Raw genomic sequence first — 13,278 nt, 5'->3', positions numbered from 1 at the left:
GGTTCTAAGATGCTGAGGTACTAAGGTTCTGAGTATTTTTTTTATGAAAAAAAAGCCGAACAATAGTTCGGCTTCAAATAGTGTTTCTTAGATTCTCAGAACCTTAGTGCCTCAGCACCTTAGTCTCTCAGAACCTTTTAAACTAATCCTGAATGTAAGTTTTATTCCCATTTTTATTAATGTAGTATTTACCACCTCTTGGTCCAGTATATACTTTTTTACCATTATATTCACCTGTAACTTTATCTGGAACAGCTGGTGCTTTTTCATTTGTTTCCTTCAAAGTCTTTGCAGCTGATTTTTTTGTAGCGTCAGCTGTAGCTTTGTCTGCTGTTTTTTTAGCTTTGTCAGATTCAGTTGTTGCTTTTTTTGCATCGCTTTTAGCTTTAGCAGCTTCCTTGTCTGCAGTCTTTTTTGCTTTATCGGCAGTTTCTTTTTTTGCTTTTGCCGAAGCTTCTTTCGCATCGTCTGCTGCTTTTTTAGACTTTGAAGCTTCTTTTTTTGCATCAGCTGAAGCTTTATCTGCAGTTGATTTTGCTTTTTTTGCTGAAGCTTCCGTTTTGCTTTTCGCAGTTTTTGCTGTTGTTTCCTGAGCGTAGAAATTAGAGGAGAAAACAACTAAAAAACAGATTATTACTAATTTTTTCATAAGGTTATATGTTTAAATTCAAACTAAAATTAAACAATTTTTTGTCATCTTTTTCGCAGGTCATTAAAAATATGCACGAAGCTGAACATTTCCTGTATGAATCGTATTTCCTGTTTCGCTTTTACGGCCCTGATAATTTAAATTAACATCTAAGAAAGACGTAATATTCTTTTGCAGAAGAAGTTTCCAAACTAAATTTGATCCAGCCTGCAGTCCTTCAAGCATCTGAAAACCGACAGATGAAAATTCATTTCCATTAAATTTATTTTCATAAAAAGAAAATTCTCCATTTACGGTTACTTTCTTTTCGCCTGCATAAGAAAAAGAAGTTCCAATTCTATTTTGTTTTAAAGTTTCAAAATTGCCAATTTGATTCTTCTTGTTTTGAAGCTCATAAAAGAAATCCAATTTGGTGTTTTTAGAAAACAAATAACTAATTTTTGGGGCGAGCTGCCAGCCATTAATGTCGTAATTCTTCTCAGTAAAATCTTCAGAAACCAAATCAGTTTTTATGGTTTTGCTAAAAAGATTAAACAGCCAGCTTTTTTGATACAAATGAGTATATTGAAGCTGATGCGAATAATTGCGGACATTTTGCGAACCTATAGAAAGCAGGCTTTTGCCTTTATTTACAAGATAAGAATACGTAACAGAATGTTTTTGTCGGCCTCGATTGTAAAACAAACTGTTTCTAAAACTCGAATTCAATCCTAAAATATTTTCTTCAGAGGAATCAAAGGGATTAAGTTCCAGCTTTTCGCCTTCGCTTTTTACTTTTCGATCCATTATAAAAGAAGTCTGATTGTAGAAATAAGATAATATTTTTTTATAACCTTTCTCATTCTGCCATTGCAGCGGATTCAATGTCAAAGACTGCGAGAACTTATTTTGGTTCGTTTTAATATAAATCTGGTTCGGTAAAAAGATTCGAACATATTTCGCCTGATCTTGAAAAACCGCAATTTCAAATTCCTGTAATTCCTGAATTCCGTTTCCGTTATAATCATTCCAAGTATAAACTCCCTGTCCGGTTGGAACTTCAACATACGTAAATTCCTGCTGTGCAATAGTTCCAGAACTCGTTTCGTAAGCTGTTCCAATCTGCATTAATTGATTGAAAAAACGATCATTATATAAAACTCTAGAATTTAATGAAGGTTCGTTTTTTCTCGTATTATCTGTAAAATCTAAATTTCGATAACTTGCATAAACTGCTAAATCAGTTTTTTTGTTTTGAATCAATTTCGACTTTAAATAATAAGTCTGCGAATTATTAACGTGCTGCAATAGTCCGTTTTGTAAACTATCATTTCTCCTTTGTAAAAAGCCTATTTCGACAAAAACTTTAGTACTGTCGCCTCTTCCTGTAAAAACGCCATATTCTGAGAATCTTTGGCTTAAAGCTGAAAACTGATTGGTAATTTTATCTTTTTCCTGATTATCTTCTAATTGCATACTGCCTCCAATCCAGTTTTTACCAAAATGATATTTGGTTCGGGTTTGGTTTCGAATGAATTTTGAGGTTGAAGCAGTTGCATCAGAATTTAAAAAACTCCCATTGTTTTCGATCGTCCAGTTTTTTATTTTAAAAAGAGCCGTTGTTGTATGTCTGGATCCCGTGTAACTTTCGCTGAAATCTAATTTCTCAAACTGATAATTTATTAATCCTATATTAGAAGTTTCCTTTTTAGAATATAAATCAAAATTTAAACCTGTAACCAGCAGACTTTGATTGCCCAAAAGTGTTCCCGTTAAGTTCCAGTCGCGATTAAATTCAATATTATATAAACGCTCAACCGATTTGAAATTTTGCTGCACATATTGATAATTTCCAAAAACATCTAAATTCCAGCTTCTAGAAAAAAGTCGTTTTTTGATGTTTGTTTTAAAAGCAACGCCTTCATTATTGCCATCATCAATTTTAGAAAATAAATTTTGATCGTTATTGCTCACAGCCAATTCAAAATCGACTAAAGTTTTCTCGTCCGGATTATATTTCCCCAAGAAAGTGGCGACTTGAAGTTTAATTGGTGCTACAAGCTGTACAATTGGTTCATAATTTCCTTGCAGAACTCCATTAACAGGCGCAGCATATTGATAAATTCGTTCGACAGAATTGTTGTTTTGAATGATATAATTTCCAGCATTTGCACCAACAAGACTAAATCTTACATTGTACAGAACATCGGCTGGATTATTAGAATATTCATAAACTTCCACTGAATTTACCAATGTTTTTTTATACAAGATTTTGTTGTCGGCATAACTATCTTCGTAGGCAGAAGGCGCTTTCATTAAATTGATGTTATCTCCAGCTTCACTCAAAATCTGGACTTGTTCTGTAGAAAGATTTTGCTGCAAAGGTTGATTTTTCATGTCATTTTCAGAATAGACATAACCGCCAAAACTCCAGTTTTTATTTTCGTGTGTGGCACCGGCGTATGTTACCAATCGATTGTAATTTCTTTCAGAATATTGGTATTCTACATTAATCCTCATTTCTGAAGTTATGGTGAAAAGCGAAGTAAAAACAATTTCTCCAGCATTATAATCAATTACATAATCGTTGTTTTCGCCGCGTTTTAACAAAACACCGTTTACGTAAACACGTTCTGAACCTGAAATAACCAAAACATATAACTCACCGTTTTGACCTTTTAGTTTATACGGACCTTGATTTCCTTCTTGACCTATAAAAGTACTTTTAGCATATTGTCCTTTTACAAAAGCAACTGATGCAAAAACATTGGTTTTACTTTTTTCGGTATCAAAATCAAAGCTGGCAGAAATTCCTTGAACCTTTTTATTGAAACTTAAAAATTGTGTTTTGCGATTCTCTAAGAAAACATCGCCTGCGCGAATGTTCCAATCATCACTGAAAAGTTCCATGAAAATATTATCGAACTGATCCAGCTTTTGCGAATAACCGCCATCCTGCAGGGGAATATTATTGTCTTGAAGAGAAGCTCTCAAGCTGACTTTATCTGAAATTTTACCCGTAATCTGTAAATCTAAATTGGAATTTAAAACCGTGCTCTGATTATTCCCAACTGTAATGCCTCGCGTAATGCTTCCAGAAGTGTTCAAACCATCAAAAGGCGTTACTTTTTTAGCATTTGCATTATTATCAATTCGGTACAATTTTTCGGTTCCAACGTCGCTGCTTACAATCTGATCCGATTTGTAAAGACTGTATTCTTTGGTTAAGAAATCGGGATATTTTAGATAGTTGACAATTAAAGTGTCAGAGGCAGATTGGAATTTTTCATTTAAAAGTAAAAAGCCTTTTTGAAAATCAATTTTGTAGAAAGTCGAATCAATCGGTTCGTTTTTGATATTTAAAAGCTCGAAGAAACTGGAATTAATACTCACTTTTTCCAGCCGAATGGTGTCTTTTGAGGTTACTATTTTTTTGGTTTTGTACAGCGATTCAGTTTCCTGAGCCTGAAGCGCAGAAAACCAGATGAAAACCGTCAAAAACAGTAATTTTTTCAACATAATACTTTAACTCTGAAAAGTCAAAAGTAGTATTTATAATTGGGAAAAATAGAAACAGAAATTTTGAGTTTTTAAAATGATGAAGTGCTTTGTTTTTCTTCATTTTTTTCGTTTCTCAATAGTTTCTTATAAGTTATAAAAACTGCAATAAATGTTAAGAAAGGACCAATTGAATTTCTGAAATCTGAAAATGAAATGTCATTTACATTTTCTTTTTTTAATATAGGACTTAAGTCTATACCAATGAATATGATAATGAAAATAAGTAAAAGGACTATTATGAATTTTTTGGTTATCATATGATGAGATAAATTACTTTATACTTTGTGATAAAACTACTAAATATAATTAAAAAAAGGCTTCATCAATTAAGATGAAACCTTTTATAATGAATTGAAATAATTAACGCTTAGAAAATTAATTTAGTTCTTTAGTCACAATCTGCATCGTTTCGCGGCTGACTTGTTTTAATAAAACTTCTTTGTTGGCCTCAACAGTGTGAGCAGCGTCTTCATTAAAGTGACGGATAGTGTAAAGTGTTACATTTTCATTGAAATCAACTTTGAATTTTTTCGAAAGAATCGCATTCAAATCGTTGAAATTTCCAAATTTATCTTCCACACAAACAGAGAAACTAATCGCAGAATTCTGAATCAAGTTTACTTTGATTTTAAATTCGTGGAATAATCCAAAGATCTCACTGATATTTTCTTCCATTATAAAAGAAAAATCAATTGATGAAAGTGAAATTAAAAGCTGTTCCCTTTTTACAATAAAACACGGATTTTGTGGTTCCAAATCAACTCCTTTAGAAACACAAGTTCCTTTTAATAAAGGGTTGATAAAAGATTTTACGTATAACGGAATTTCTTTTTTCTGTAATGGCTGTAATGTTTTTGGGTGAATTACTGTTGCACCATAAAATGCCAATTCGATAGCTTCACGATATGAAATCTGGTTCAATAAACTCGCATTTTCAAAATAACGCGGATCGGCATTCATAACTCCAGGAACGTCTTTCCAGATTGTAACACTTTCAGCATTTAAGCAGTAAGCAAAAATTCCAGCAGTATAATCAGAACCTTCGCGTCCTAAAGTTGTAGTGAAATTGTTCTCGTCTGCACCCAAAAATCCCTGAGTAATATTTAATGTTTTTCTAGGAACATTTTTACTGATAAGCTGTTGTGTAGTTTCCCAATCTACTTCTGCATCTCTATAATTTGCATTGGTTTTGATGAAATTACGAACGTCAAGCCATTGCGTCTGAATTCCCATGAAATTCATGAAATGACTTAAGATATTAGTCGAAATTAATTCACCAAAACTTACTACTTGATCGTAAACAAAGTTATAGTTTGGAGATTTATTATGCGATAAAAAATATTCCAATTCAGCAAACTGCGCATTTACGGCAGCAAAAACCTCATGTTTTTCGTCTTCAAATAAATCTAATAATATTTGATTGTGATATTTTTTTATTTCTTGTACAGAAGAACTTAATTCTGCCGATTTGTCAAAATAATTTTTGATAACAACTTCAAGAGCATTTGTAGTTTTACCCATCGCCGAAACTACCAAAATTACATCTTCATAACCCACTTTCTGTAAAACGTCGTATACGTTTTTAATTCCATCTGCATCTTTTACCGATGCTCCACCAAATTTAAATACTCTCATTTTTAATTAATAGATTTTTAGATTTTAGATTTCAGATTCAAATCGAAACCTAGTATTTTTTAATTTTTTTGCCTGAATTATTTCAATTAAAAGGATTTAAATCTTTGTTAGTTCGCCACGAATTTCACAAATTGACACGAATTAATTAGTGAAAATTAGTGAAATTCGTGGCAAAAACCTTTTAAACTGTGCAAACTGCTTTTATAATTTTTCTAAGAACGAATTAACTCCAGCTTCATCCATTTGCACCACTTGCCAGTCTTCTAGAATTTTTGCGCCAGAATTCTTGTAAAAATTAACTGCAGGTGTGTTCCAGGCTAAAACATTCCATTCTACTCTTCTCACTCCATCTCTTTTACCTTGCTTCATGATTTCGGCATACAGAGCAGAACCTAAACCAGTACCGCGCATTTTCTCTTTTACAATTAAATCTTCAAGGTGTATTGTTTTTCCCTTCCAGGTAGAGTAGCGGTAATAGTATAAAGCAATTCCAACAATTTCTTTTTGTTTTTCGTCGTTTTCGATCTCTGCAACAAAAACATGAAAAAGTGGTTTTTCCCCAAAACCATCACGCACTAAATCCTCTTCTGTAATAACAACCGCTTCGGGTTCTTTTTCGAATATTGCCAGCTCCTGAATTAGCCCCAACACCGATTTCATATCTTCAGGATTTCCTTTTCTAATATTCATAATTGGTAAACGTTATTTTTTTGTCCTTTATAGTATTGCTTTTTCCTAATGCAGCATTTGTTTTCACCAAGACATGCAAGAGGCAATTTCATGTATTCGTATTTTTATCTACATATTATCAAAGAAAAACAGAGCTTTGATTGTTGCTTTGTGTAAAATATTAGCAAATATACAATAGTAGCAAACTAACAAAATAATTTTTAAATCATTCTCACAAAATAAGCGATATTTGTGACTTAAAATTAAAACTATAACGATTTAGCAATGGAAGAACGCAATAAAACACTGGGAGAGTTTATTATTGAGAACCAAAAAGCATTTCAGTATTCGTCGGGAGAGCTCTCGCGAATTATCAACTCTATTCGATTGGCAGCAAAAGTGGTCAATCATAAAGTAAACCAAGCGGGTTTAGTGGATATTATCGGCGCTGTAGGCGAGCAGAATATTCAGGGCGAAGACCAGCAAAAATTAGATGTCTATGCAAACGAAGTATTTATCCAGACGTTAATAAACCGTGAGATTGTCTGTGGTATTGCTTCTGAAGAAAACGACGATTTTATTACAGTTCAGGGGAGCGACAACTGTCATAATAATAAGTACGTGATCTTAATGGATCCGCTTGACGGATCTTCAAACATTGATGTTAATGTTTCTGTGGGAACTATTTTTTCTGTTTTCAGAAGAATTACTCCAATAGGAACTCCGGTAACTAGCGAGGATTTTTTACAACCGGGAATCAATCAAGTTGCAGCAGGCTACGTAATTTATGGAACTTCGACAATGCTGGTTTACACAACAGGTTATGGAGTAAATGGGTTTACGTTAAACCCAGCGATTGGAACATTTTATCTTTCGCATCCGAATATGAAGTTTCCGAAAGACGGACACATCTATTCGGTCAACGAAGGTAATTATGTTCATTTTCCGCAGGGAGTAAAAAATTACATTAAATACTGCCAGCGCGAAGAAGGAGACAGACCTTACACTTCTAGATATATAGGAAGTCTGGTTGCCGATTTTCATCGAAATATGATCAAAGGCGGTGTGTATATTTATCCGACAAGTTCAAAAGCGCCAAAAGGAAAATTACGTTTATTATATGAATGTAATCCAATGGCATTTCTTGCAGAACAAGCAGGAGGAAAAGCCACAGACGGCTTTGGAAGAATTATGGAAATCCAGCCGACCGAACTGCACCAAAGAGTTCCGTTTTTCTGCGGAAGTTATAATATGGTAGAAAAAGCTGAGGAATTTATGGCAGCTGAGTAAAGTATTCAGTTTTCAGTCTCAGTCTCAGTCACAGTTTTTGGAGACTGTTTAACTCTAGCTTACATTTCAAACCCGACAGGTTTCTAAAACCTGTCGGGTTTCTTTTGAGGAAAAGTTAGGATTCAGTTTAAAACAGAAAACCCGAAAGATTTTAAATCTCTCGGGTTTTTTATTTTATTTCAATTTAAGCATCAGTAAAAAACTGAATACTGTGATTGTAAACTGAATACTAAAAAATTACTTGTTCATATTTTCCATTTCGAAAAGGAAAGTATCTAAGTCTACTTTTTTGTCAACTAATGAAAGAGCTTTAGCAACAATGTAGTTTACGTTTCCTGGAGTAAATCCTAATGCTAATCCCATACGAGTTAACATAACTTCTTGCTGGTCTCCTAAATGATGATCTACATGAACCATTCTTGCTAAATCATATAAACGCTCCAAACGTTGAGTATATAAATAAGGTGGGTTTATTGGATGTTTCCACGGATCTTTAAGAATTTCTGTATATTCTTCTGCTGAAATTTCTAATCTTGAAGCTAATTTGTCCAAAAAGTCTTTTTCTTCTGGACTTACATGTCCGTCAGCGAAAGCTACACGCACAATTGCAGAGAAATGACCTCTGTTTCTTTGTTTGAATTCGTTATCAAATAATTCTGAAAATGGCATAATTAAATCGGTTTTTATGCAACAAATATAATCCTATTTTTAAATTATTGTTTTTAAATTTCTCATAAAATTTAACTTATTTTTATTGAATGAATTAAGTGCTTAGATCTTTAATTTTGAAAATTAATCGTAAGTTTACAACCCCTAATTATTTAATTATAGAATACCTATGTCACAATTTTGGATTTATTTTCAAATAGGATTAAAACATGTTTTGGATATTAATGCCTACGATCACGTTCTTTTTTTAATCGCCTTAACCGTTCCGTATTTATTTAAGGACTGGAAAAGAATTTTTCTCTTAGTTTCCTTGTTTACAATTGGACACACATTAGCTTTAATTCTTTCCGTTTACGGCATAATAGCGATAAAAGTAAATATTGTAGAATTTCTTATTCCAATTACAATTTTAGTAACCGCTCTGTATCATTTGTTTACAGCAGGAAAGACTTCTAAAAATGATGGTGTGAATCTGGTATTTTTCATAACTTTATTCTTTGGAATTATTCATGGTTTAGGTTTCTCTAATTATTTCAAAACAATATTAGGAGGATCTGCAACATCAAAATTGTTACCTTTGGGAGAGTTTGCTCTAGGAATCGAAGCTGCTCAATTGGTAGTTGTTTTTGTTGTGCTGGTAATTTCATATATAGTGCAGACTGTTTTCCGTTTTTCAAAACGCGACTGGGCACTAGTAATGTCGGCTTTTATTATTGGAGTTGTAATTCCGATGATTATTGAAAGTCCGATTTGGAACAGATAATATAAATGGAAGTAAAAAAACTGAATAAATACGATAAAGCTTATCTGCGAATTGCAAAAGAGTGGAGTCTGCTTTCGTATTGTAAACGAAAACAAGTTGGTGCCATTATAGTAAAAGACAGAATGATCATTTCTGATGGTTACAATGGTACGCCATCTGGATTTGAAAATTGCTGTGAGGATGAAAATGGTCTAACACGCTGGGACGTTTTACATGCAGAAGCAAATGCAATTCTAAAAGTAGCAAGATCGACACAATCTTGCGAAGGTGCAACCTTATACATTACACTTTCACCTTGCAAAGAATGCAGTAAATTAATCCATCAATCGGGAATAAAAAGAGTGGTGTACAAAGACGGATATCGTGACGATTCTGGAATTCAATTTTTAATAAAGGCAGGTGTTGAAGTAGAACATATTCCTGTTTTAGAAGAGTAATGAAATTTAACTCAAAATATTTACCAATAGTAATAGGAGCGACTTTTGCTCTTGGAACAATTGCGGGCAGCCTTATGAATGCTCCTGCAAGCGACCAGCTTTTGGCTAAAAATTACTCTAAAACTAAGCTTAACAAATTAATTGATTTTATCAATACAGAATATGTTGATAGTGTCAATACAGATTCGATTGTAAATCTTACAGTCGATAATATTCTTTCTAAATTAGATCCGCATTCTGTTTATATTCCGCCAAGCGAACAAGCAGAAGTTGCTGAAAGTATGAAAGGAGATTTCGTCGGAATCGGAATTAATTTTTATATGTATAAAGATTCTGTTGCGATTATAAAACCAATCGAAAACGGACCTTCAGCGAAAGCGGGACTAAAATCTGGAGACCGAATTTTATTTGCCGGGAAAACCAAATTATACGGTAGAAAATTACCTTCAGACAGCTTATTCTCAAAATTAAAAGGTTTGCAAGGTTCGGAAATCGAATTGACAGTTTTTAGAAAATCAGAACAAAAGAAATTAAAGTTTAAAGTAAAACGAGATATTATTCCAATTAAAAGCGTTGATGCTTCTTTGATGATTGGAAATAATGTTGGATACATCAAAATCAATCGTTTTGCCGAAACCACTTTTAATGAATTTAAAACTGGTTTAACAAGACTCAAACAAAAAGGAATTCAATCACTTGTAATTGATCTTCGTGACAATGGAGGCGGTTACATGGAAGAAGCAATAGCAATCGCAGATGAATTTCTAAAAGACAAACAGCTGATTGTTTTTACGAAAAGTAAAAATGGTACGACTGAAAAAACGTATGCAACAAAGGCAGGTAGTTTTGAAACTGGAAAAGTATATGTTTTAATTAATGAAAACAGTGCTTCTGCCAGCGAAATTTTAGCTGGAGCAATCCAAGATAATGACCGAGGTACAATTGTAGGCCGACGTTCATTCGGAAAGGGTTTAGTGCAACGTGAAATGGATTTTAATGACGGATCTGCCGTAAGATTGACTGTTGCGCGTTATTATACTCCAACTGGAAGATCAATTCAGAAACCCTATAAAAAAGGAAACGAAGAATATTTTAAAGAATCAGAATCTAGAATCGCTACTGGAGAATTATACGCAAAAGACAGTATCAAAGTGGCTGATTCTTTAAAATTCAAAACTCCTAAAGGTAAAATCGTTTACGGCGGCGGCGGAATTGTCCCTGACGTTTTTGTTCCGATGGAAGCTGAACATGGAAATGAAAATGTTGGTTATCTATTACAAACTGGAATTGTAGGCCATTTTGTTTTTGAAGAATTGGATAAAAATAGAGATGCTTTTGCAGGACTTAGTTTTGCTGCGTTTTTAAACAAGATGAAAACATCAGATGTTTATTTCAAAAAATTCAAAAACTATATTCTTATGACAGGTTTGGATTTAAAATTAGATAAAACCAAATCGCTTGTAAACCGATATATCACTGCCGAATTTGCGAGACAGTTGTATGGAGAATTGTATTATTATGATGTGATCTTGAAAGAGGATGCGATGATTAAAACAATTCTTAATCCTAAGAAGTAACTTCAATTTTTTATACGATGAAAATAGAAACCGTTATTAATGCAGAAATAGAACTTCTAACTGCTATTAAAAATTCGGATGTTTCTGCATTGGAGACAATCCTGCACGATGATTTATTATTCAATCTTCCAGATGGACAAACGATCACTAAAGAATTTGATTTGAATTCCTATCGCTCTGGAAAAATGAAAATAGATTTTCTAGAAGCTTCAGATCAAATTATAAATATAATAGACGATTCTGCTGTCGTTGCAGTTACTATTTCATTAAAAGGAAGTTTTGATAATAATCCAATAAATGGTGTTCTTAAGTACATCAGAGTTTGGAAACAGTTTGAAAGTAATTTAAAAGTCATTGCAGGAAGCTGTATCCAGCTGGCATAAATTTTGAAAAGAAATTTAATAATAACATAAAACAAAGCTTCGTAAACTTGACTTACTTTGTGACTAAAACTCAAATATGAAAAATTTAAAAAAAATAAGTTTCCTTGTACTTCTAATGGCTTTTGTAATCTCTTGTACAACTATGAAAAATGATACAAATGGTGCGGTTTCAGGAAAAGTAGAATCTATAGAATCTGGAAAAGACGGTTACACAGCAAAAATTACTACAGATAAAAAAGAAGTATATTTTGCGACAATCAGTATTGTAAACGTGGGCGGACCGCAAAATTACAAACAAGTAAAAATTGGTGACGTAGTTTCTGTAACAGGAGAAAAATGGAAAACCGACGATGAGAATCACATTAAAGTCACAGAAATCGTTTCGGTTAAATAATTATAAAGGCGCTAATTTTTATTGGTGCTTTTTTAGAAGTTAAGTGCAATTAATAAAAAGTAAAGATTTTGAGAAAAATATTCAATACTCTTTATCTAATAATAAATACTTTAATAGTAGCTTTTTTTAGTTTTTTCTGGATTGGGAGCTATGAACAAAAAATGGAAGTGTATAATGCACTTCCATTTTCTTTTATTTATCGATTCCTCGGATTAACAGCTATTGGTTTAACAGGAATCATTGTATTGATTTTGTTTAATTTGCTCATTGATAAGTTTTTCTCTAGAAATACTAATTTTAATGCTTTGAAAGAGTTATGTTTTCAAGGCCTTAAAATAACAGCATTGTTTGCTTTTCTGGGAACTACTGTAGTATTTTTTCTTTAAAAGAATTATCGAATACTATCGTGGGCATGAGTCTGCACACCGTTATTCCATAAGGTTAGAATATCAGTTGCAACAGCAGCACCGCTTCCAGCAGCGATAGCCAATTGGCTTCTCCAGCCGGCTAAAGTTCCAATCACATAAATGCCGTCGGCAACTTTATGGTCGTCGTTTTTAAGCTGAATTCGTTGTTTTTCTGGAAGTGCTTTTTTATGGGGTTCAACATATTGCATTAAACCTTCAATAGCAAATGTATTAGCAGACCCAATTCCGACAACTATATTTTTTGTCTTATAAGAATTTTTGTTGGTAACTACAGTAAATTCAGGATAACTGCCTTCAATTCGAATTACTTTCTCATTCGGAATTTGAGTAATATGCGGATAAGTTATCGCCAAATCCTGTGTGCTTTCAATTAGCAATTCAGAGCCTAATTTGCCTGGTGTAATACCATAAGCATTGTAAAAGATTGCTTCTTGTAAAGAAGAATTTTTCTGATGAGTAAAAATCCCGATTTTTTTGTCAGTAACAAAAGTTTTGTTTTTTGCGGATCCTAAGACAAGAGCACAAGACATACCAGATACTCCACCGCCAATAATTAAAACGTCAAACATGTTATCTGTTTTCATTCATTTTTTCCTCAATTCTTTTTGAAATCCTAAAGATCAAAAGAATAAGAACAGCACAAAATGAAGCTGCGATTCCAATAAAAGCTACAATACTGTCTCCTTGAAAAGGATTTTTAAAGTCTAATAGCGTAATATTAAAAACAATTAGAGCTAATGCTAAAAGCACTAAGATTGAAGTGAAAATTTTCATATGATTGTCTTTGTTTGTCTAAAATAATAAAAGTAGAACCTAAAGTGAAAATGAACTCCAAGTTGTATTT

General features: G+C 32.9%; 14 protein-coding genes. 7 read left to right on the top strand and 7 right to left on the bottom strand.

From position 1 onward, the window contains the following. Positions 1–142: 142 nt before the first annotated feature. The 4 genes from QMG60_RS02565 to QMG60_RS02550 all read right to left on the bottom strand — a co-directional run bounded on the left by QMG60_RS02565 (position 143) and on the right by QMG60_RS02550 (position 6,514). The gene (locus QMG60_RS02565; RefSeq protein WP_281866773.1) at positions 143–649 is read right to left on the bottom strand and encodes a hypothetical protein; all 507 of its coding nucleotides are present in this window, start codon (positions 647–649) and stop codon (positions 143–145) included. A 63-nt stretch (positions 650–712) separates the two neighbouring features. Next, positions 713–4,147: a hypothetical protein gene (locus tag QMG60_RS02560; RefSeq protein ID WP_281866772.1), complete on the bottom strand. Its 3,435-nt coding sequence runs from the start codon at positions 4,145–4,147 to the stop codon at positions 713–715. A gap of 417 nt (positions 4,148–4,564) precedes the next feature. Next, positions 4,565–5,824, bottom strand: a complete 1,260-nt coding sequence (locus QMG60_RS02555; RefSeq protein WP_281866771.1) for an aspartate kinase — start codon at positions 5,822–5,824, stop codon at positions 4,565–4,567. A gap of 201 nt (positions 5,825–6,025) precedes the next feature. Further along, a complete protein-coding gene (locus QMG60_RS02550; protein ID WP_057115096.1) occupies positions 6,026–6,514 on the bottom strand; it encodes a GNAT family N-acetyltransferase in 489 nt (162 codons plus the stop codon). A 264-nt stretch (positions 6,515–6,778) separates the two neighbouring features. Between QMG60_RS02550 and fbp the strand changes: the two genes are divergently transcribed. After that, the gene (gene fbp / locus QMG60_RS02545) at positions 6,779–7,783 is read left to right on the top strand and encodes a class 1 fructose-bisphosphatase (protein ID WP_057115095.1); all 1,005 of its coding nucleotides are present in this window, start codon (positions 6,779–6,781) and stop codon (positions 7,781–7,783) included. 237 nt (positions 7,784–8,020) lie between these two features. Here fbp and QMG60_RS02540 read toward each other — a convergent pair whose 3' ends face one another. Beyond that, positions 8,021–8,452, bottom strand: coding sequence for a TerB family tellurite resistance protein (locus QMG60_RS02540; protein ID WP_057115094.1), 432 nt, complete (start codon positions 8,450–8,452; stop codon positions 8,021–8,023). Positions 8,453–8,621: 169 nt separating this feature from the next. On the opposite strand from QMG60_RS02540, the gene QMG60_RS02535 reads away from it, so the two are divergent. The 6 genes from QMG60_RS02535 (at position 8,622) to QMG60_RS02510 (ending at position 12,392) form a co-directional block, all read left to right on the top strand. Continuing rightward, positions 8,622–9,215: a HupE/UreJ family protein gene (locus tag QMG60_RS02535; RefSeq protein ID WP_057115093.1), complete on the top strand. Its 594-nt coding sequence runs from the start codon at positions 8,622–8,624 to the stop codon at positions 9,213–9,215. A gap of 5 nt (positions 9,216–9,220) precedes the next feature. Further along, entirely contained in the window at positions 9,221–9,652 is a 432-nt protein-coding gene (locus QMG60_RS02530; protein WP_008465062.1) for a dCMP deaminase family protein, read from the top strand. Continuing rightward, on the top strand, positions 9,652–11,229 hold the full coding sequence (locus QMG60_RS02525) for a S41 family peptidase (RefSeq protein WP_057115092.1): 1,578 nt from the start codon (positions 9,652–9,654) through the stop codon (positions 11,227–11,229). Before QMG60_RS02530 ends, QMG60_RS02525 begins: the two co-directional genes overlap by 1 nt. A 17-nt stretch (positions 11,230–11,246) precedes the next feature. Further along, complete coding sequence (locus tag QMG60_RS02520; protein ID WP_057115091.1) at positions 11,247–11,612, top strand: nuclear transport factor 2 family protein; 366 nt, start codon at positions 11,247–11,249, stop codon at positions 11,610–11,612. A 76-nt stretch (positions 11,613–11,688) separates the two neighbouring features. After that, positions 11,689–12,006 (top strand): hypothetical protein, encoded by a 318-nt coding sequence (locus tag QMG60_RS02515; RefSeq protein ID WP_281866770.1) that lies wholly within the window; start codon positions 11,689–11,691, stop codon positions 12,004–12,006. Positions 12,007–12,074: 68 nt separating this feature from the next. Next, complete coding sequence (locus QMG60_RS02510) at positions 12,075–12,392, top strand: hypothetical protein (protein ID WP_281866769.1); 318 nt, start codon at positions 12,075–12,077, stop codon at positions 12,390–12,392. 5 nt (positions 12,393–12,397) lie between these two features. On the opposite strand, the gene QMG60_RS02505 is transcribed toward QMG60_RS02510, so the two are convergent. Further along, positions 12,398–13,003, bottom strand: a complete 606-nt coding sequence (locus QMG60_RS02505; protein WP_281867920.1) for an FAD-dependent oxidoreductase — start codon at positions 13,001–13,003, stop codon at positions 12,398–12,400. Position 13,004: 1 nt separating this feature from the next. Further along, complete coding sequence (locus QMG60_RS02500) at positions 13,005–13,208, bottom strand: hypothetical protein (protein ID WP_057115089.1); 204 nt, start codon at positions 13,206–13,208, stop codon at positions 13,005–13,007. Positions 13,209–13,278: the final 70 nt, after the last annotated feature.

The organism is Flavobacterium sp. GSB-24, assembly GCF_027924665.1.
Taxonomy (GTDB): Bacteria; Bacteroidota; Bacteroidia; order Flavobacteriales; family Flavobacteriaceae; genus Flavobacterium.
The sequence above is the reverse complement of the archived record's forward strand: the minus strand, read 5'-3'. Positions and strand labels throughout refer to the sequence as shown.

Bases quoted from the DNA above. Each gene is read 5' to 3' on its own strand.
- QMG60_RS02525 (WP_057115092.1), top strand. From the start codon at position 9,652: ATGAAATTTAACTCAAAATATTTACCAATAGTAATAGGAGCGACTTTT.
- QMG60_RS02540 (WP_057115094.1), bottom strand. From the start codon at position 8,452: ATGCCATTTTCAGAATTATTTGATAACGAATTCAAACAAAGAAACAGA.
- QMG60_RS02550 (WP_057115096.1), bottom strand. From the start codon at position 6,514: ATGAATATTAGAAAAGGAAATCCTGAAGATATGAAATCGGTGTTGGGG.
- QMG60_RS02555 (WP_281866771.1), bottom strand. From the start codon at position 5,824: ATGAGAGTATTTAAATTTGGTGGAGCATCGGTAAAAGATGCAGATGGA.
- fbp (WP_057115095.1), top strand. From the start codon at position 6,779: ATGGAAGAACGCAATAAAACACTGGGAGAGTTTATTATTGAGAACCAA.
- QMG60_RS02530 (WP_008465062.1), top strand. From the start codon at position 9,221: ATGGAAGTAAAAAAACTGAATAAATACGATAAAGCTTATCTGCGAATT.
- QMG60_RS02520 (WP_057115091.1), top strand. From the start codon at position 11,247: ATGAAAATAGAAACCGTTATTAATGCAGAAATAGAACTTCTAACTGCT.
- QMG60_RS02535 (WP_057115093.1), top strand. From the start codon at position 8,622: ATGTCACAATTTTGGATTTATTTTCAAATAGGATTAAAACATGTTTTG.
- QMG60_RS02500 (WP_057115089.1), bottom strand. From the start codon at position 13,208: ATGAAAATTTTCACTTCAATCTTAGTGCTTTTAGCATTAGCTCTAATT.
- QMG60_RS02505 (WP_281867920.1), bottom strand. From the start codon at position 13,003: ATGTTTGACGTTTTAATTATTGGCGGTGGAGTATCTGGTATGTCTTGT.
- QMG60_RS02565 (WP_281866773.1), bottom strand. From the start codon at position 649: ATGAAAAAATTAGTAATAATCTGTTTTTTAGTTGTTTTCTCCTCTAAT.
- QMG60_RS02560 (WP_281866772.1), bottom strand. From the start codon at position 4,147: ATGTTGAAAAAATTACTGTTTTTGACGGTTTTCATCTGGTTTTCTGCG.
- QMG60_RS02515 (WP_281866770.1), top strand. From the start codon at position 11,689: ATGAAAAATTTAAAAAAAATAAGTTTCCTTGTACTTCTAATGGCTTTT.